15 protein-coding genes are annotated in these 18656 nt (G+C 51.1%); 5 read left to right on the top strand and 10 right to left on the bottom strand.

Features of this window, described 5'->3' with window-relative positions:
- Nucleotides 1–5 precede the first annotated feature (5 nt).
- Complete coding sequence (gene dnaE, locus QWI17_RS08025) at nucleotides 6–3509, top strand: DNA polymerase III subunit alpha (protein ID WP_302721997.1); 3504 nt, start codon at nucleotides 6–8, stop codon at nucleotides 3507–3509.
- 178 nt (nucleotides 3510–3687) lie between these two features.
- Here dnaE and QWI17_RS08020 read toward each other — a convergent pair whose 3' ends face one another.
- Complete coding sequence (locus QWI17_RS08020) at nucleotides 3688–5409, bottom strand: DEAD/DEAH box helicase (protein ID WP_302721996.1); 1722 nt, start codon at nucleotides 5407–5409, stop codon at nucleotides 3688–3690.
- A gap of 370 nt (nucleotides 5410–5779) precedes the next feature.
- Between QWI17_RS08020 and QWI17_RS08015 the strand changes: the two genes are divergently transcribed.
- Together QWI17_RS08015 and QWI17_RS08010 are read left to right on the top strand one after the other, a co-directional pair.
- The gene (locus QWI17_RS08015) at nucleotides 5780–6622 is read left to right on the top strand and encodes a 4-alpha-glucanotransferase (RefSeq protein ID WP_302721995.1); all 843 of its coding nucleotides are present in this window, start codon (nucleotides 5780–5782) and stop codon (nucleotides 6620–6622) included.
- A 55-nt stretch (nucleotides 6623–6677) separates the two neighbouring features.
- Nucleotides 6678–7067, top strand: coding sequence for an HIT family protein (locus QWI17_RS08010; protein WP_302721994.1), 390 nt, complete (start codon nucleotides 6678–6680; stop codon nucleotides 7065–7067).
- Between the two features lie 84 nt (nucleotides 7068–7151).
- Here QWI17_RS08010 and QWI17_RS08005 read toward each other — a convergent pair whose 3' ends face one another.
- From QWI17_RS08005 to QWI17_RS07995, 3 genes are read right to left on the bottom strand one after another with little or no spacing between them, the layout of a single operon-like run.
- Nucleotides 7152–7724: a TMEM165/GDT1 family protein gene (locus QWI17_RS08005; RefSeq protein WP_302721993.1), complete on the bottom strand. Its 573-nt coding sequence runs from the start codon at nucleotides 7722–7724 to the stop codon at nucleotides 7152–7154.
- Between the two features lie 19 nt (nucleotides 7725–7743).
- Nucleotides 7744–8277: a DUF3806 domain-containing protein gene (locus QWI17_RS08000; RefSeq protein WP_302721992.1), complete on the bottom strand. Its 534-nt coding sequence runs from the start codon at nucleotides 8275–8277 to the stop codon at nucleotides 7744–7746.
- The gene (locus QWI17_RS07995) at nucleotides 8270–9820 is read right to left on the bottom strand and encodes an FMN-binding glutamate synthase family protein (RefSeq protein WP_302721991.1); all 1551 of its coding nucleotides are present in this window, start codon (nucleotides 9818–9820) and stop codon (nucleotides 8270–8272) included. The genes QWI17_RS08000 and QWI17_RS07995 overlap by 8 nt, the downstream gene beginning before the upstream one ends.
- 88 nt (nucleotides 9821–9908) lie before the next feature.
- On the opposite strand from QWI17_RS07995, the gene QWI17_RS07990 reads away from it, so the two are divergent.
- On the top strand, nucleotides 9909–10232 hold the full coding sequence (locus tag QWI17_RS07990; RefSeq protein WP_302721990.1) for a hypothetical protein: 324 nt from the start codon (nucleotides 9909–9911) through the stop codon (nucleotides 10230–10232).
- Between the two features lie 76 nt (nucleotides 10233–10308).
- Nucleotides 10309–11064, top strand: coding sequence for a DUF748 domain-containing protein (locus QWI17_RS07985; RefSeq protein ID WP_302721989.1), 756 nt, complete (start codon nucleotides 10309–10311; stop codon nucleotides 11062–11064).
- A 404-nt stretch (nucleotides 11065–11468) separates the two neighbouring features.
- Here the strand turns inward: QWI17_RS07985 and QWI17_RS07980 are convergent, their stop codons facing one another.
- Genes QWI17_RS07980 through QWI17_RS07955 form a run of 6 tightly spaced genes read right to left on the bottom strand, consistent with a single transcriptional unit; the run spans nucleotide 11469 to nucleotide 18524 of the window.
- Nucleotides 11469–13181, bottom strand: coding sequence for a BatD family protein (locus QWI17_RS07980; protein ID WP_302721988.1), 1713 nt, complete (start codon nucleotides 13179–13181; stop codon nucleotides 11469–11471).
- A gap of 4 nt (nucleotides 13182–13185) precedes the next feature.
- A complete protein-coding gene (locus tag QWI17_RS07975) occupies nucleotides 13186–15117 on the bottom strand; it encodes a VWA domain-containing protein (RefSeq protein WP_302721987.1) in 1932 nt (643 codons plus the stop codon).
- Complete coding sequence (locus QWI17_RS07970) at nucleotides 15114–16136, bottom strand: vWA domain-containing protein (protein ID WP_302721986.1); 1023 nt, start codon at nucleotides 16134–16136, stop codon at nucleotides 15114–15116. Before QWI17_RS07970 ends, QWI17_RS07975 begins: the two co-directional genes overlap by 4 nt.
- Nucleotides 16129–16605 carry a DUF4381 domain-containing protein gene (locus QWI17_RS07965; RefSeq protein WP_302721985.1) on the bottom strand — a complete coding sequence of 159 codons (477 nt, stop codon included), beginning with the start codon at nucleotides 16603–16605 and terminating at the stop codon, nucleotides 16129–16131. Before QWI17_RS07965 ends, QWI17_RS07970 begins: the two co-directional genes overlap by 8 nt.
- A 3-nt stretch (nucleotides 16606–16608) precedes the next feature.
- A complete protein-coding gene (locus tag QWI17_RS07960; RefSeq protein WP_302721984.1) occupies nucleotides 16609–17565 on the bottom strand; it encodes a DUF58 domain-containing protein in 957 nt (318 codons plus the stop codon).
- Complete coding sequence (locus QWI17_RS07955) at nucleotides 17565–18524, bottom strand: AAA family ATPase (protein WP_302721983.1); 960 nt, start codon at nucleotides 18522–18524, stop codon at nucleotides 17565–17567. The genes QWI17_RS07960 and QWI17_RS07955 overlap by 1 nt, the downstream gene beginning before the upstream one ends.
- Nucleotides 18525–18656 lie beyond the last annotated feature (132 nt).

Genomic DNA, 18656 nt, shown 5'->3' with positions numbered 1-18656 from the left:
ATTTTATGACGACTCCATTTGTTCACCTTCGACTGCACACAGAGTATTCACTGTCCGATAGCCTTATTCGGATTAAGCCGTTAGCCGCTCATTTGCAAGAGCAGGCTATGCCAGCTTGCGCTATTACCGACCAGACCAATTTCTACGGATTAATCAAGTACTACAAGGCTATGCAGGGCGCCGGCATCAAGCCTATTGTGGGAAGCGACTTCTTTATAATGGGCGCCGATAGTGAGGCTAAGGCTTCTTTAGTTACGCTGCTTGCAATGGATGACGCAGGCTACAAAAATATCATTAAAATTATTTCCTTGGCGTATCAGAAAGGTCAGCAACAAGGGGAGGCTTTTGTTCAGCGCGAATGGATAACGGAGCATGGCGAAGGGGTTATCGTGTTGTCTGGTGGCCGTATCGGTGATGTGGGTATGGACCTGTTAGCCGGTCGCAAAGCTCAAGCCAAAGCCACAGCTGAACGCTGGATGGCCGAATTCCCGGGTCGTTATTATCTCGAGCTGCAGCGAACTGGCCGCGAGTACGAAGAAAATTATCTGCATCAGGCCGTTGAGTTAGCCACTGATCTGCAGTGCCCGGTGGTAGCGACTAATGATGTTCGGTTTTTAAGTGCGGATGACTTTGAAGTCCATGAGGCTCGCGTATGCATTGCAGAGGGGCGAGCTCTTGATGACCCACGTCGTGAGCGGCGCTACAGTGATCAGCAGTACTTGCGAAGTGGCGAAGAAATGCAGGAACTGTTCAGTGATATACCGGAAGCACTGGCCAACTCGGTAGAGATCGCTAAAAGATGCAACGTCAATATTCATTTGGGTGAGTATTTTTTACCACAATACCCGATTCCCGAAGGATTGACGGAAAACCAGTTCTTCGAAAAAGTGTGCCACGACGGCCTTGAGGCACGGCTTGAAAAGATCCTTGCTGCCGATGATCCTGAGCGAGACAGTAAGCGGGCATTGTATCTGGACCGCTTGCGTTTCGAGCTTGATATTATCCTACAGATGGGGTTTCCCGGGTACTTTCTAATCGTAATGGATTTTATCCAGTGGGCAAAAGATAACGCCATTCCTGTCGGGCCTGGCCGGGGTTCTGGTGCGGGCTCGCTGGTCGCTTACTCCCTGAAAATTACCGATCTTGATCCACTGCAATACGACTTGCTGTTTGAGCGTTTTTTGAATCCTGAGCGGGTTTCCATGCCTGACTTCGACGTTGATTTTTGCATGGAGAACCGCGATCGCGTCATTAGTTATGTGGCGGACGCGTATGGGCGCGAGGCGGTAAGTCAGATTATTACGTTCGGCACCATGGCGGCAAAGGCTGTGGTACGCGATGTCGCCCGGGTATTGGGTAAGTCCTACGGCTTGGCCGATAAGCTCTCCAAGTTGATACCCCCGACACCAGGCATGACTCTGAAAGCCGCATTGGAAGAAGTCGAACAACTTCGTGAAATGCTAGAGACCGATGCCGACGCCCAGGAAATTTGGGAAATGGCGGTTAAGCTTGAAGGCTTAACCCGCAACGTGGGTAAGCACGCCGGGGGTGTAGTGATTGCCCCTAACAAGTTGACCGACTTCTCCCCCCTGTACTGTGATGAGAACGGTAAAGGGTTGGTCACCCAGTACGATAAGAATGATGTGGAAGAGGCTGGCCTTGTAAAGTTTGACTTTTTGGGGCTGCGCACACTCACGATTATCGACTGGGCCATGGAGATGATTAATGCTCAGCGCGGTAAACAAGACCTCCCCCCACTAATCATTGAAGAAATTGACTTACAGGACGCCGAGACGTTCAAATTACTGAAGCGCGCGGAAACCACGGCGGTGTTTCAGCTTGAGTCGCGTGGCATGAAGGATCTGATTAAACGGCTGAAGCCCGATAACCTGGAAGACATGATTGCCCTGGTGGCCTTGTTCCGTCCAGGTCCGCTCGACTCGGGCATGGTTACCGACTTTGTGAACCGCAAGCACGGCAAGGCCGAGGTGGCTTATCCCGACGCGAAATACCAGCATGAATTCTTAGAGCCAATACTAAAGCCAACCTATGGCGTTATCGTATACCAAGAGCAGGTGATGCAGATCGCGCAGGAGCTTGCCGGTTACAGTCTCGGTGGCGCTGATTTGTTGCGTCGTGCAATGGGTAAGAAAAAACCCGAAGAGATGGCAAAGCAGCGGGTAAGCTTTGAAGAGGGTGCCAAGTCCAAGGGAATTGATGCAACGCTGGCAATGAAGATCTTTGATCTGGTTGAAAAGTTTGCCGGCTACGGTTTTAACAAATCTCACTCGGCCGCCTATGCTCTGGTCTCTTATCAGACCGCGTGGCTTAAAACACATTACCCGGCTCATTTTATGGCGGCCACCATGAGTTCGGATATGGATAAGACCGACAAGGTGGTTACCTTTATTGAAGAGTGTCGCAATATGGGCCTGACACTCTTGCCGCCGGATGTGAATCGTGGCGAACTCAAGTTCACCGTCGACGATGACAACAATATTATTTATGGGCTTGGTGCAATTAAGGGGCTGGGTGAAGGGCCGGTGGACAGCATTATTGCGGCGCGTAGTGAAGGTGGCCCTTTTAAAGATTTATTTGATTTTTGTGCAAGAGTGGATGCACGCAAGGTCAATAAGCGTGCGCTTGAGGCTGTGATACGTTCAGGTGCGGCCGATAACCTGGGGCCGGGACGCGGTCTTGATCAGGATCGCGCCGTAATGTTTGCAGCGATTACCGAAGCGGTAAAAACAGCGGAGCAAAGCGCGGCTAATGCAAATGCCGGTATGACCGACTTGTTCGGTGAAGTTATTCCGACTTCTCAGAGTCTGGAAGATACTTACAGCGAGTTTACCCGTGTGCGTCCCTGGTCGATGAAAGAGCGACTACAGGCAGAAAACGAGACTCTAGGACTTTACCTGACAGGCCACCCGATTGATGAGTACGAGCAGGAAATCAATCACCTTGTCTCAACCAGAATAAGCAACCTTGCCGCCGATAAGAACGCACAGAGAGTGGGTGGATTGGTGGTGGCGACGCGCACCATGAAAACCAAGCGCGGCGACACTATGGCATTTATCACACTCGACGATCGCACCGGTCGTATTGAGATTGCCGTGTTCTCCGATACTTTCAATGAATGTCGCGAACTATTGGTGAAGGATGCCTTATTGGTAATTGAAGGCCAGGCTAAATTCGATGATTACAGCAATGCATTAAAGATGTCAGCCGATTCGGTTAAGCCTCTTGCTGAGGTTCGGCAAGATAAGGCGAGGGCGTTAAAGCTTGTCCTCAACGCGGGTGACCTTAATAACTCACTGGGGCAAACCTTGCAGCAGTGTTTAGAGCCTTATCGCGATGGGCGTTGTCCAATAATTATTGATTATCATCGCTCAGATGCAAAGTGTCAGATCGTATTGGGCGGCGAGTGGAGTGTGCGCCCGGAAGACGAGTTGCTGCAGCGGTTGCGAGATGACTTTGGCGCGGGTTCGGTTAAGCTACAATACGCCTAACTTATCACGCAACTTAAAGCGTCGGTTACGGTTAGTCGAATATTGTTGCCATTGGAGTTGAGTCAATCAGTAAGTTCTGTGTGCTAGCACGATGTTAATCGGATTGGCAGTGACTTGAATGTATAAATGTTTTGTAATGAAAAAGGCCCGGGAATCCCGGGCCTTTTTGTTATTGAGCTTACGCTTGTTTTTTCTTGCCTTTGAACTTCGGTTTGCCTTTGCGTGGGGCACCTGGGCCCCGGTCGGCACTCAGTGACAACACTTGGCCGCGCACATGGATACGGGCAATTTTTTGCTCTTGTGAACCTGACAGATCCGACGGTAAATCCAGCGTCGAGAAGTTGTCGAACAACTTGATCTGGCCAATCTGTTTGCTGCTTAAACCCGCTTCGTTAGCAATGGCGCCAACAATATCGCCAGGGCGTGCACCGTGAGTACGGCCAACCTCAATGCGAAAGCGCTTCATGCCTTCTTCCGGAGCTGAACTGCGACGACGACGTTCGCCACCACGGTCAGCGCCTCGTTCACCACGATCACCGCGCTGGCCACCTTCGCGCTCGCGCGATGGTTTAATATCGGCAAACTTAACCTGCAGTGGGCGATCTTTTTGCAGCATGTAGGCTAAAGCTGTTGCGATGCGCTCTGGGCTTTCTCCTGTTTCGTTAGAGTAGTTTGCCAGTAGCTCGTCGATAAAGGTCAGGTCTTCTTCACCTTGCAATACATCGGTAATCTTTTGCATAAACTGGCCGGTGCGCGCGTCGGTGACGGCACTACCACTGGGTAGAGTCATAGGCTCAATGCGCTGGCCAGTCATTTTTTCAATGGCGTACAGCAGGCGCTTTTCGCGTGGGGCTACGAACAGGATTGCTTTGCCCGAGCGGCCGGCGCGACCGGTGCGGCCAATACGGTGTACGTAAGCCTCACTGTCATAGGGAATGTCGTAGTTTACAACGTGACTGACGCGATCAACATCAATGCCGCGCGCGGCCACGTCGGTTGCAATCAGAATATCCAACTTATTGGTTTTGAGGCGGTCGATGGCTCGCTCTCGTAGGGCTTGATTCATATCACCATTAATAGCTGCCGCGCTGTAGCCTCGAGCCTCTAGTTTTTCGGCCAGTTCTACCGTTGCGGTTTTGGTGCGAACGAAAATAATGACGCCGTCAAACTCTTCAACTTCGAGGATGCGGGTTAGAGCGTCCAGTTTATTGGTGCCGCTCACTGTCCAATAAGATTGATTAATATTGGAGCCGGTACTGCTTTCACGGGCTACCTTGATCTCTTGTGGATCTTTCAAGTAAGTGCTGGCGACACGGCGAATTTCTTTTGGCATTGTGGCTGAGAAAAGTGCCGTTTGGCGAGTGTCAGGTGTGTGCTCCAGAATCCACGATACATCGTCGATAAAACCCATACGCAGCATTTCATCGGCTTCATCCAGAACCAGATTGCGCAGGCCGGACAAGTCGAGGCTACCGCGACGCAGGTGATCCATCACACGTCCTGGCGTGCCCACCACGACTTGAGCGCCGCGTTTAAGCTGGCGCAGTTGTCCGCGCATGTCCTGGCCGCCGTACAGGGGCAATACCTGGAAGCCATTGAGGCCCTTGGCGTAACTGGTTAAAGCTTCGGCCACCTGAATGGCGAGCTCGCGGGTTGGCGCCAATACAAGAGCTTGTGTGCTTTTGTTGGTCGGGTCAATTTGACACAGCATAGGCAGAGCAAAAGCGGCGGTTTTACCTGTGCCGGTTTGCGCCAGGCCAACAATATCTTGGCCAGATAAGAGTGCAGGGATCGCTTGTGCTTGAATAGGAGAGGGGGTTTCGTAGCCAATTTTTTGCACGGCTTCGAGCACCGATTGAGTTAAACCCAAATCGGCAAATGTTACATTTTCATTTTGCATTCAATAGTTCCAGTCTGGCAGAGAGAGCCAGTATTAGTGAATCAGCCGCTAATGGGCATGTTACGGAGCGAGGGCGCCTTGCGTGTCATTCCTGAAGGCAAACGCCTTCGCACATAACAGATGCAGGTATTACCTGCCGGATGGACTGTAAGTACATCTCAAGGTAGACATCCTGGAGCTTCTTTCTCCAATCAGTAGTACCTCGTTACACTACTCAAGTCGCAGGATGCGATCTTCACAGGGAGCGGCGCTATGGCCGAACGATGGTGAGGCTTTACTGAAGGGGGCGGAGTATAAGGTATTGGTTAGGGTTTGACCAGCTATATTTTCACCTTTATGGTAATCTGGCCCCATTCAAGCGAGGAATAAGATGACGGACAATCACCCTAAGCACCTTTCGACAACGGCTTTGGCTAGAACAATCGGCAAGGAGAGTAAGGAGCTATTTGTTTTATTGGCGAGGAGTGGTTGGATCGTCAAAGTGGAAGGCCAGTGGCATCTCACGGCTAAAGGCCGTTTTGAGGGGGGCACTTATGCCAGTCACCCCAAATACGGAGAGTACATTGTTTGGCCCGAGACTCTAAGCCACCATCGTGTGATGGGGTTACTGCCCGATGCTCCGTTAACAGCACGCAACCTTGCGCAAAAATTGGGCTTGTCGGCACGCTTAGTGAATCGTCTACTGGCAACTCTCGGCTGGCTGAAGCCCTATGTACATGGCTGGCAGGTAACTCAGCGCGGGCTTGAAGTTGGGGGCCAGCAGCATGAAAGTGAGTCGACAGCGATTCCATTCGCGACCTGGCCGGAATCTCTATTGGAAAATCTTTGCTTGCAGCAAGCGGTTGCAGCACTGAAGCCCGACGCTAAACAGTGTTTGGATGGGCATGTCTGTCATGTTGGCGGCTTGGCGCAGATTGATAATTGGCTGTACAGTGTGGGGTTAGTGCATGCGGTAGGCTATTCTTTTACGGCCAACGGCGAAAGTGGCGCGGAGAATCCTGTGCAAGTTGATTTTTATCTGCCGGGCATCGATGTTGCCATTGTGTTTTGGCCGCAGTCGCCACGTCCCGCAGAGCTCGCTGCTAATTTGTCACGGCGCGAACAATTAAAACACTTACATTGCTCAATTATAGAAATTGAACAGCATCAGCTCGAAGAACTCGATGATGTATTGACCAAAGCATTTATGAAGATTGGTGTGGCGGTGTATTAAGGGCGGTTCGAAGCATTTAAGATTTAATTCATTGATTTCAGGTGAAGAGGTGATTATGTCGAGTATATTCTCAAAGATTATTGCCAGAGAAATACCGGGACATTTTGTTTACGAAGACGAACTGGCTGTGGCGATTATGACAATAGGGCCGCTTAAGCCTGGTCATGTATTGGTGATTCCCAAAGAGGAAGTCGATCACTGGTACGATTTACCCGAAGCCACCATGGCACATTTGACCGTCGTTAGTCAGAAGGTTGCAAGAGCTTTGCAAAAAGCTTTTCCGGCGACCAGAGTGGCGGTCATTATTGCGGGCCTTGAGGTGCCGCATACGCATCTTCACTTGGTGCCAATGGACGAGATGCAAGAGTTGGATTTCGCCAATGTGACAGCCACTGATGGTGACGAGTTGGCGAGGCAGGCTGAGGCCATCCGAGCTCACCTATAATGTTCTACCGTGGTATCAGCGGTGCAGCATGGATGTTGCGACAAGGCGCTCGTTGTAAAAATTTGCCGATGCAAAAGACAGTATTTAGAGTGCCGTATAGCCCTGGTAGAAACTGAGCAAAGCGAAACTGGCAAATATAACAAATGCAATACGATGAATAATCGTGATCGGTATGCGTTTTAAAAGCCAGGCGCCACCGTAAATGGCTGGTATGTTTGCCAACAACATCCCGAGCGTGGTGCCTAGCACCACCGCAACAATAGCGTCAGAATAATGCGCTGCTAATACCACCGTCGCTATCTGAGTTTTATCACCAATTTCTGCGATAAAAAACAGTAGGCAGGTTGCGCCGAAGGCGCCAAGTTTGTCATAGCGCGGCGTTTCATCATCGACACTGTCAGGTATCAATGTCCAGATTGCGACAGCCGCAAAACCGGTGCCAATGATCCAGGGCAGCCAGTTGTTGGGAATCCAATGCGATAATTCCGCGCCTAAATAGGCGCTAATGCCATGGTTGATAATAGTCGCTACGAAAACGCCGACACAAACGGTTAAAGGTTTGCCAAATCGCCCCACAAGCAGCAGCGCCAGTAATTGCGTTTTGTCGCCAATCTCTGCAATGGTTACGGCGAGTGTAGAGTTAAACAGTGCTTCCATAAACCTGAAACCGGCTAAACTAGTAGATTGAGTATTCGCGCTTACCGCCATAGGGTAGTTGTGGCAGATCTTCAGCGATTAAATAGAGTGCATCTAAATAGATTTTTTTAACATCAGGCTTTAAGCCCACTCGCATGCGTCGGGACAGCATAGTGACAGGGAATAGGCATTCGTTAACGCTTGCGGCGCACAGGGCGCGCGAGTTGCCTCTGTTGTCTTCATATACTTTCCAGCGCAACTGTGATTCGGCGGCCAGCATCGCATCGCCCATAACGACGCCAAGTGCTTGTTGCATGGATATGTCATCTTGGCTTATTAACTCCCGGTCAATGATACGTTGCAGTGTCGCCAAATCTTCACTGGTGCCCCGTATGGGTACGCCAATTTGTTCACTGGCAATGCGGGTTATGCGTTTGCGCTGGGTATTGAGAAAACTTTCATCGGTCCAGCTTAGGTCGCGAATGATTGGGCTGGCCCCTTGCGGTGGTTGAGCGCTCAGGATAGAGGGCAGTAGAACAAGGGCCAATAATGCAGTGGTCATGTATCTATTCATTGTTGATTTCCATCGAATTATCGAGAATGGCGGTTGATTCCTTGGCGTCGTCAATGAGGCGTACCGGCTCCGGGTGGATTTGACTCATAGGGGCCGACATTCCGCTCTGGGTTACGATGTGTACGTGTTGGCGTTTGAGCTGCCTCGGCTCAGCTACTCCGCAGGCATGGGCTAGCATGCCAACGCCATAAGTCATATTTTGCTGATAATGGGCCACGCGCTTCGCTTTGTCTGTGGGGACAAGGCCGCGTTGGAGTTTTGGGTCGTGAGTGGTTACCCCAGTTGGGCAGGTATTTTTGTGGCACTGCATGGCTTGTATGCAGCCCAATGCAAACATAAAACCGCGAGCACTGACGGTAAAGTCGGCACCACAAGCGATTGCCCAAGCCACTTTTGACGGAGTGATCAACTTGCCAGAAGCAATGACCCGGATACGTTCACGCAGGCCGTTTTGGGTCAATAGATCACAAACCCAGGGCAAGCTTTCCTTGAGCGGCAGACCAACATAATCCATAAGCGGTTGCGGTGCAGCACCTGTGCCACCGTCACAGCTGTCAATGGTAATAAAGTCCGGTGCCCGGTCAATTCCGCGCACCTTTATAGCGTTAACGAGGTCGGTTAACCATTGACGGTCGCCGATGACTGATTTAAAACCAACCGGCTTGCCGGTTATCTCGCGAATATGCTCCAGCAAGTCGAGCAGTTCATCGACTGAACGAATATCTGGGTGCCCATTGGGGCTGATGGAAGCATGACCTTCAGTAATGCCGCGAATTTCTGCAATTTCTTTAGAGACTTTTTCGGCCGGCAGTATGCCACCTTTACCGGGCTTCGCTCCCTGGCTCAGTTTTACCTCGAACATTTTGACCTGATCGCGATTGGCGATGTTACGCAGCTTGTCATCGCTTAGCTTGCCCTCTTGATTGCGCACGCCATATTTGGCCGTACCAACCTGAAACACCAGGTCGCAGCCACCTTCCAGGTGGAAAGGAGATAACCCACCTTCGCCGGTGTTCAGCCAGCAGCCAGCCTGTTTGGCTCCAGCGGAAAGAGCGCGTACGGCAGGTGCCGATAGCGCGCCATAACTCATGGCGCTAATGTTAAAAAGGGATTTAGTGGTGTAAGGCTGGCGGCAATAAGGCCCTATGGTGACCTCGGCAGGTAATGCCGCGTCTTTTTCCAGGGTGGGGAATGCAGCGTTCAGAAACATAACCGTACCGGCGGAAGAAAGGTCGCGGGTAGAGCCGAATGCGATGTTGGCGTCGATATTTTTAGCCGAGCGGTATACCCACGAGCGTTCAGCTCGATTGAAGGGCATCTCCTCACGATCCATAGCAAAGAAATATTGGCGGAAGAATTCGCCTAAGTGCTCAAATAGGTACCGAAACCGGCCAATAACAGGGTAGTTACGTCGAATTGTGTGGGTGCTTTGATTAATATCGATAAAGTAAAGCACAATAACCGTAACAATAAGGCCCAGAATTGCTAGAGTAAGGATGAGAGCGAAAAAGCTGAGAATTTGCAAGGTGATGCTGTTATCCATAAAACGTAGCGCCGGTAGTGCGTTGTCGATTGTCACGCTATGATAGGCGTTTTTGGATTGAAAAGCATGTACTGGGGGCATTTGAATCATGGGTAAACTGTTAGTGTTTGTTATGCTGGTTCTGTTGTTTGCCGAGGCCGGGGCTCTGTATCTGGGGTATGAGCGACAAAAGGTTATGCAAGGGCAGCTGGTTTCACAGCAAAATCAGATAATTCAGCTGCAGCAACAGTTGGCTGTGCAAAACGAGCTAATCGCCTCACTCGAGGAAGATTCCGTCGGAGCAATGGTCAAGAAGGCCAATGCGGTTATCGTTGAAGGCTGGGATGCAATCGCCACATCGGTGGAATCGGAGCTTGAGAAAGCCCGCCATGCGTTAAAGGACCTTAATGAAGATACTGAAGCAAAGCAATAAATTCTCACGGATTAATCGGCCTGGATGCGAGTTGGCACGTAGCGTCAAAAACTTTGTTTAAACATGGAGTTATAAGATGAAGGTACTAAAGGTTTTACTGATTATATTATTAGTGCTGGTTTTAATAATCGGTGGCTGTTCTTACTGGGTTTACAAGAATATAGACGGCTTTGTAGCAACAACCATTGAATCTGTCGGGACTGAACTGTTACAAACGCCAGTTACACTAGACAGCGCTAACTTCACCCTGAGTGAAGCAAGGGCGGAATTACACGGCTTTAGCATTGAGAATTTTTCTGGGTTTAGCGAGCCTACGCTTTTCACTTTGAATCAAGTGGCGGTCGATATTGACCCCTCGAGCCTTGAATCAAACATCATCGTATTCGATGAAATCTTGATTGACGGACTACAACTGACCATGGAGCAGTTGGCCGATGGCCATACCAATTTGCAGGAGTTGCATGAACGTTTGGCTGTGCATAAAGTTGATGGCGCAAACAGTACCGAACCTGCGCAAGGCGCTGGCGCTGAGCCAAAATTCGTTATTCGACGTTTGGCGTTTACTAATGTTACCACCGAAATCATTTCTCCTCTGATGGAGCAAAAGACCTATCAGCTGAACGATATTGTTCGGGAGAACCTGGGCGATCGAGAAGGTGGGGTGACGGCTAAAGAGCTCGCCGCTGAGATATTCCAGCCTGTTGCGGATCACGTGACGAACTTGCTGCGCGAAAAAGCGGGTAGCGAAATAAACAATTTGTTGCAAGATAACCTATCAGAAGAAGACGCGGAACAGTTGAAAGATGTTCAACAACTGTTAGAGCGACAATAGCTGTGAAGTTCACCCCTAATGCTTGCTTGTTCGGCATTAGGGGTTTTAGGAACCTCAGATCAAGTCTCCAGCGGCCTCTGTAAACCCCGCTGGGCGGGCACGGCCCAATCTCCCCCTAGCAGTCTGTTGAAAAACCCCATGCATGCTCAGCGTAGTCTGAAGCGTGCAGATGTTGTGTCTTGTCTCGACGGACAGGGTGGTTCCCTTTGCTAGAGGCAAGGCGCAGCAGATGTGCGTATCAGGCCACGCCCTGCGGGACTTTCAGGCTGGCCCGTACTCGTCGTTGCCCTTTTTCGATGGGTGGACACACACGGTCAAAAGGACGCCTAGATTACGAACCAGCCTGAGAGTCTGAGTACGTAAGGGTTTTTCAACAGCCAGCTAGAGACCTAATCAGAGATTCCTTAGCTTTCTTTAGGGTATAGAGTTTGTAAACCGCTCAGATTCTTTGATGTGGCGCCCTTGTCTGGTAACGCCTTTAAATCCCTAAGCAACAGTGTGGTATCGACCTTGGTTGTTTGTTTGCTGTATAAGGCGCGCTCAAGAAGGTCTAGTTGATCTTCGGCTTCAGTGGTGGACAAATAGGGTTTTATACCACTCAAGCTATTAATCGGATGCTGCAATTTTTCATTTGCCCAAGCGATAATTGCCTGTCTCAGTGCTCGTAAATCATCTTGCGTAGCGGCGGATTTTAGCGTCTGCCATGTCGCTTTGGTTGTCGCCGAGTCAGCGCTTACCTGGGTGTTCGCTTTCGGTGAGTTTTTGCGTAAGGCCAATGGTAAAAGAACGGCGACCAGTAAGAGTGTGCAGACTTGGCTGACTATGAGCCAAAGTGGGATTTTCTCCTCAATTCGAACCTTGCTACCTGCTGCATCTATAATTTGCTGAGGCGGTGGCGCAGCTATGTCGTTTGAGGTGGCCGTACTCCCTGTGGGGGCCGTTGCGACAACGTCTACGGCGGGCAAAGTCGCTGTCTCATAGCTGTTGGTTAATGTGTTGTACCAGCGCAAGGTGAGTGGTGGCAGGCGAGATCTACCCGCTTGATTGGGAACCATGGCGAGAGTTTCAATACGGCTGGCATTAATACCGCTACCGCTTCTTGTTTCGTCGGTCTGGGCTTTGTCACGGTAGACACTAAAACCTTCTATATCGTCAAATTCAATGGGGGGTATTTGTGTCGGGTGTAGTCCTTGGGCGTTAATGGTTATGCGGCGGGTAACGGGCTCACCCGCAACTAAGTCGTCAGGCGAACGACTGAAGTGTTGGCTCAGTTCAACCTTGCTGGCAGGGAGCCATGCGCCAGTGCCGTTACTGGCGGGAATACTTTTTACCTCAATAGAAAGCGGTTGGCTTTTACCCCGGCGAATAGGCCCATTGTTAAGGTTCAGCAAGCTGCGTGATGAACCGGAGCGAAGCTGGACTGCGTAGTCAAAGCCTGGTATTTCAAATGTGCCGCTTGATTGTGGATAGAGCGCGAAAGTCACTTCGTACACCAGATGCTTGGTTCCGTCTAGCTCCGTAATATATTCGTCTTCACTGACCGCTTCAATTAAAGCATTATTGAGTGCAAAATCTTTAATTTCTTTGCCCGTCCAGGCGTATTTCGAATAGAGCCTGGCGGTCAGTAAAATTTGTTGTTGTACATAAACACTTGTTTTGTCCGCTGTTACTTCGAGAAAAGTTTCCGCGTTGGGGTCTGCTGCCGACGTAGGTGGTTCAGCCACATTAATTGTAATGGGGTTTGATTGCTGTCCTGCTACATTTATAGCGGGTATTGTTAGCTGACCTAAACGCTTCGGTGCCAAGGTGGCGCGCCAGACGACAAATGTACTCTTTTCCCAGTTTACTGTGTAGGATTCGACATGACGTTCAATGTTTAAAATTTCAAAGTCAGACTGTGCAGGTGATAAATCGATGCCAGAATCGACAGGGCCATTTTCAAGCCGAAAGGTGACTTCCAGTTGGTCATTGATATTTATGTTGGTACGGGCGGCTTCAGCGGTAAAGTTCGCCGAATGTGCTGTTGCGGCAAAAAGTACAAGCGTCAACCCTGCCAGTCCACAACCTGCGAGTCGAATAAAGGCCCGTGCCCATGTGATTAGCTCTTGTTTTATCATAGCCTTACCAGCGTTGTTCCTCATTGCCAAAATCATTAAGCCCTTGAAATTGACGCTCAATGCGGTTTTTTCGGTATTCATGTTGAAATTTATTGCGCAGTAACCCAGAGGGGTCGTCGGGGATTTTTCTCAACCATTGTTCTTGTGCTTGACGCTTTTCTTGTTCTTCTGCTGTCATTGGTTGCTCGAGCTCAGCGAGCTGCTGCTCTTGGGTTTGATCGTTTTCTTTTTCTCTGTCAAGCGAAGCCTGTTGTTGCTCGGCGGTTTGTGCCTCGCTCGATGACGCGTCGCTTGCCTGGGCTCGCTCTTGTTGGTTTCCCGAGCTGCTAGAACTTTGTCCTTGTTCTTGCTGGCTGGCGCTGGGCTGGTTGTCATCTTGTGGCTGGTTGCCAGCAGCACTGCTGCTGTTTTGTTGCCCCTGATTCTGATTGTTTTCCGTCTCCTCATTGCCGCTAGAGCTCTGGCCGGTTGACGGCTGGTTTTGTTGCTGTTTTTTATCTTGATCTGCCTGATCACTGTCGTTCTGTTCGGAAGACTCTTGGTTATTCTGCTGCTGTTGCTGCTGTTTGAGTTGCTCGACAAGTGCTTTGTTCGCGGCCGCGTCTTGCATATCGGGTTGCAATTGCAGTGCTTTATCGTACGCGGCAGATGCCTCGTCGAGCTTGCCTTGTTGTGCTAAAGCGTTGCCCCGGTTGTAGTGCGCTTGGGCGGTATCGAGCGTGGCAAAGGTTTGTGCTGCTTGTTCGTACTGGCCGGCTCGATACTGTGCGGTTCCGCGCCAAGCCGGGTCAGTAAACTCTTGCGCAGCTCGTTCTGCCTGATCGTTGGCCAAAGCTTTTGCGCCCCGCTGGTTTGGGGTTAACAATAAATTGTCGGCCAGAGAAGGGGCCGCCTGTACGGTCGGGACCTCGAGCAAACAGGTCGTTGTAATCAGCAGCAAAACCAGAACACCCCTACGAAATGCCAACAAAGCCAGAGGTAACATGGCCAAAACTAACCACGGTCCTCGGTCGAGCCAGGTATCCATTTTATTGTCGGAGAGCCGGTGCTGATCGAGTGATAAATCCAGTTTGGGTGCAAGCAAGTATTCCAGGTCCGAGGTGTTAAAGGTTGCCGTTGCATAGCGGCCGCCTGTGGTTCGTGCTAAGCGTTGTAAGCGACCACTGTGTAGCGATGTAGTAATGACATTGCCTTGGCTGTCCCGCATGAAACCACCGTTGCCCGCCGGAATCGGCACGGGTTTATCGGAGCCGATGCCGAGAATGGACAGACGGTAGTTTTCGTTTGCCAGAGAATTGGTTATAGCCGTTTCGGCTGTCTGCGCAACTCCATCGGTAATCAGTAGTAAGCTGCCCGCGCTGTAGCCGGCATCGCTAAGCATTTTTACGGCGCGGTCTATCGCTGTTTCAACCCGGCTGCCTGCTGCCGGCATCATTCGGGGGTGCAGGGCCGGTAACAGTGCAGCAATCGTTTCTGTGTCCTCGGTAAGCGGCGTAACGACATGTGCCTGGTCGGCATAGGCTATGAGCGCAGTATCTCCTTCGTTGCGTTGTTTCAACAGTTCCGCAATTTTTAACCGCGCTCGTATGAGCCGCGAAGGTTTTACATCATTGCCTACCATGGAGGGGGATAAATCGAGCATTACCACGAGCGCGTCCGTGTTCTGGTGGACCTCACTGGGTGCTTGTTGCCATGTTGGCCCGGCTAACGCGATACAGCCCAACAGCCAAAATAGTCCCAGGCTAGACAACATCACCCGGGAGCCTGTATTGATTTTGTTTTCGCTTAAATAAGGTAAAAGGTTGGCCGCAATGAAATGCTGCCAGCCACTTCCTGTACGCTTACTGAGCCAGACACCAATAAATGCCAAAAGCAGCGGTAACAGGGCGAGCAATGCCAAGGGACGCAGCAAGTGAAAGTCAGCGAGAAGGTTCAAACTTCTTTCTCCTTTCGTTCCAAGAGGCTTTGCCAATGTATTTTGCTAAGGGCTAGGCCCCACGATAATATAAGTGCCAAGCCCAGCGGCCAAAAGAATAAACGCAAAACGGGGCGCACGGTTAGTTCGTCTAGCTCCAGTGGTTCTAGCTGATCGAGTTGCTCATGTACCTGTTCCAGCTCCTTGGTAGATTCGGCGCGAAAAAATTCACCATCGGTGGTACTGGCAATACGCTGCAGGGTCTCGGTGTCAACTTCATTGGTAACTCTTTGCCGTGTCGTGCCGCGAATATTTTCGGTTGAGCCGAAAGCGATGGTATAGATTTTAACGCCCATGTTGGCGGCGACGCTAGCCGCGTCTAATGGGTTAGTTTCGCCGGCCGTGTTGGCGCCATCGCTGAGCAAAATTATACGCCGACTGCCTTCGGGGCGTTCCTGCAAGCGCTTAATCGCAAGGCCCAGCGCATCGCCAATGGCTGTGGCTCTGCCAGCAAAACCTACTTCAGCCTCCTGTAGCAGTTGATTAACAGTGACCATGTCGTGACTGAGGGGGGCCTGCAAGTACGCTTGGTCGGCAAACAGAATAAGCCCCATGCGGTCGCCGGTGCGGCGTTCGATGAAATCGCCGACAACGGCTTTGACCGCGTCGAGCCGGTTGTAGTTTTCGCTGTTTTGAAACTGCATCGTGACCACGCCCGGTGGCTGCATATCTGGCGTCAGCATGCTTTGCGATAGGTCGACGGCCAAGACCATATCACGCCCTGAGTATGGCACTCCGGTGGGTTTGCCCACCCAAAGAGGATCACTGGCGGCGATTACGAGCAACGCCCAAAGACACCATAATACGCCTAATGTAGCGTTCGATTTATGCCCAGTCTGCTTTGCTATTGGCAATTGGCTGAGCTGTTGAAAAAAGGGTACTTTAATCGCGCTGATGGCCGATGCTGCGGGCTTTATCCAACGCATTGCGAGAGGGACAGGCAGTAACAACAGTAACCAGGGGTAAGCTAGCTCAAACATAGGCTAACTCCGAGGTGGATGATTTATGCTGTTTAATCCAAAGTCTGGCCGCGATAAGTAACACCTGCGGGTCGCAATGGGGATGGGCTCGGTAGCTGTCCCCTCCCAAAACCTGACCCGCTGGAGTTGCCAGATGAGGTTGTATTCTGGGCGCTTTACTGACTAAAAAATCCAACCACGCTTGGCCGTACAGGCTGGCGCAGGCGCGCTTACCATACGCGGTGATAGCGACGGATTTCAATATTCGGTTGATATCGCCTGGGGTGACTGATTCGCCTGCCAACTGGTTGAGTTGCTGTAATGCTTGACGACGATAGGCGTTGCGTCGATAGAGTCGCAACGCTAACCACGCAGCCAGAACACATAAACCGACAATCACAGTGATAATAACCCACCACAAAGGCGCCAGTGGCCACCAGCTGACAGGTTCGGGGATATGAATGTCATTGAGTTGAGCGAGTGGATCCATACTTTAGCGCCTCCTTGCCATGCGTGGCGAGGCGGTAAAGCGTTGACGCAATAATTTTACATAGTCATCGGCCGTTGAAATAGGCAGTAGCTCAATTTGTAGGCGGGTGCAAACGTCAGTGAGTTGTTGTTGCTTGCGTTGCGCCAACGATTCGAACGCCTGCTGGAAATTTTTTTGATGCACGGGCAGTAGTTTGCGTTGATCGCCGTCGCTAATAGCAAGAGCGGTTCGGCTTGCCAACTGGCGTTCAAGTGGATCGAACACCTGAATGAGTGTAACGTCGAGGTGCCGACTCATGTGAAAAAGCTCTTTTTCAGCGGCGCTGTCTAAATCACTGAAATCGCTGATGACAAACAAAGCGGAGCCCGGCTTGGCAATCCGCCTGCCGTCGCTCAATATCTGGGCCAAGGAGACGGATTGTGCATCTGAGATTGGCGAGGTCAACGCTCGGTTGTATTGCTCCAGTAGATGGATCATTTGTAAAACGGCATGTTTACTCCGCTTCGGTCTACTGTCGTGAAAATCGTGGTCCCCAAACACCAGTGAGCCAACCCGGTCCCCGGACGATAGTGCCGCCCAGCCGATACAGCTGGCAATGTGGCAGGCAAGCGTTGACTTAAAATGTTGAACGCTGCCGAAGAATTGACAAGAGCGTTGATCGCACAATAGGTACACCGGACGCTCACGTTCTTCACTGTAGAGTTTGGTGTGGGGTACTTGGGTTCGTGCCGTAACACGCCAGTCGATAGAACGGATATCATCTCCCGCCTGATAGAGCCTAACCTCTTCAAAGTCGACGCCTCGGCCGCGAAAGCGCGTTCTAAATCTCCCAGTTTGCGCACTTCTAACGGGGTGAGGGGCAAACAGTTTTAGGTCGCGACTGTTAAATCGCTCGCGCAGTAATCCACTGACTGAGCAATAAGCACCGTGGCCGTTTTGGTTAGCCTGGTTGATAGACATTACGCTATGGCTACCGTCTTCAGTAGTTGGTCGATGGTCTGGTCGCGAGTCGTGCCGTCGGCTTCGGCTTCAAAGCTGAGTATTAGGCGATGACGCAAGCAGTCGTGTATGACCGCGGCGACATCGTCTGGGCTGACAAAGTCTTTGCCGTTTAACCAAGCGTGCGCGCGGGCACAGCGCTCTAACGCAATGGTGCCTCGGGGGCTGGCGCCGTATTCTAGTAAACCGGCAAGACTTTCGCTGTATAGCCCCGGGCGGCGTGTGGCATTGATCAGTTGGACAATATACTCTTCAACGGCATCACTCATGTGAAGGCCGAGAATCTCTTTGCGCGCCTCGAAAAGGGCCGTTTGGGTCAATGGCGGCACTTGATCGGCCGCTTCCTGTTTCGCTTCTGCGCGAACCAGTGCCAGAATCCGTCGTTCCGCTTCCACACTTGGGTAATCGACATTGACGTGCATCAAAAACCGGTCCAGCTGAGCCTCGGGTAGAGGATAGGTGCCTTCCTGCTCAATTGGGTTCTGTGTCGCCATGACCATAAACAGGGGCGGCAGAGGGTAAGTCGAGTTGCCGACACTCACCTGTCTTTCGGCCATGGCTTCTAGCAGTGCCGATTGGACTTTCGCGGGCGCTCTGTTGATTTCGTCGGCCAGGACTAGGTTGTGAAAAACTGGCCCAGGCTGAAACTCAAACACGCCCTGTTCGGGGCGATAGATATCGGTGCCTGTCACATCTGCGGGCAGTAGGTCGGGGGTGAACTGGATTCGATTGTAGTCGCCCTCAATGGCGTCAGCCAACGTCTTAATGGCTTTTGTCTTGGCAAGCCCGGGAGCGCCTTCCACCAAGAGGTGTCCGTCCGCGAGCAGTGTGATCAATAAGCGTTGTACGAGGTGTTCCTGGCCAATAATCTGATTGTTCAGCCAAGCGCTAAGTGACTGAAATTGCTCCTGTAATTGCATTGGTTGCCTCTTGGTTGTTTTTTGTTCGATCTTAGCCGTAAACGTAACGCGGATTCTGACACTGACGATGTGGAGGCAGTTCCCCGAATTTCAACGGTTTTAACAAAATTCGTCTAGGCTTACAGTGGCTTA

This window comes from Gilvimarinus gilvus, from assembly GCF_030518155.1.
Lineage (GTDB): Bacteria > Pseudomonadota > Gammaproteobacteria > Pseudomonadales > Cellvibrionaceae > Gilvimarinus > Gilvimarinus gilvus.
The sequence above is the reverse complement of the archived record's forward strand: the minus strand, read 5'-3'. Positions and strand labels throughout refer to the sequence as shown.

Coding starts and splice junctions, on each gene's coding strand:
- QWI17_RS07955 (WP_302721983.1), bottom strand. CDS start 18,524: ATGCAATTACAGGAGCAATTTCAGTCACTTAGCGCTTGGCTGAACAAT.
- QWI17_RS07985 (WP_302721989.1), top strand. CDS start 10,309: ATGAAGGTACTAAAGGTTTTACTGATTATATTATTAGTGCTGGTTTTA.
- QWI17_RS07960 (WP_302721984.1), bottom strand. CDS start 17,565: ATGTCTATCAACCAGGCTAACCAAAACGGCCACGGTGCTTATTGCTCA.
- QWI17_RS07970 (WP_302721986.1), bottom strand. CDS start 16,136: ATGTTTGAGCTAGCTTACCCCTGGTTACTGTTGTTACTGCCTGTCCCT.
- QWI17_RS07980 (WP_302721988.1), bottom strand. CDS start 13,181: ATGATAAAACAAGAGCTAATCACATGGGCACGGGCCTTTATTCGACTC.
- QWI17_RS07990 (WP_302721990.1), top strand. CDS start 9,909: ATGGGTAAACTGTTAGTGTTTGTTATGCTGGTTCTGTTGTTTGCCGAG.
- QWI17_RS08010 (WP_302721994.1), top strand. CDS start 6,678: ATGTCGAGTATATTCTCAAAGATTATTGCCAGAGAAATACCGGGACAT.
- QWI17_RS08005 (WP_302721993.1), bottom strand. CDS start 7,724: ATGGAAGCACTGTTTAACTCTACACTCGCCGTAACCATTGCAGAGATT.
- QWI17_RS08015 (WP_302721995.1), top strand. CDS start 5,780: ATGACGGACAATCACCCTAAGCACCTTTCGACAACGGCTTTGGCTAGA.
- QWI17_RS07995 (WP_302721991.1), bottom strand. CDS start 9,820: ATGGATAACAGCATCACCTTGCAAATTCTCAGCTTTTTCGCTCTCATC.
- QWI17_RS08000 (WP_302721992.1), bottom strand. CDS start 8,277: ATGAATAGATACATGACCACTGCATTATTGGCCCTTGTTCTACTGCCC.
- QWI17_RS07965 (WP_302721985.1), bottom strand. CDS start 16,605: ATGGATCCACTCGCTCAACTCAATGACATTCATATCCCCGAACCTGTC.
- QWI17_RS08020 (WP_302721996.1), bottom strand. CDS start 5,409: ATGCAAAATGAAAATGTAACATTTGCCGATTTGGGTTTAACTCAATCG.
- dnaE (WP_302721997.1), top strand. CDS start 6: ATGACGACTCCATTTGTTCACCTTCGACTGCACACAGAGTATTCACTG.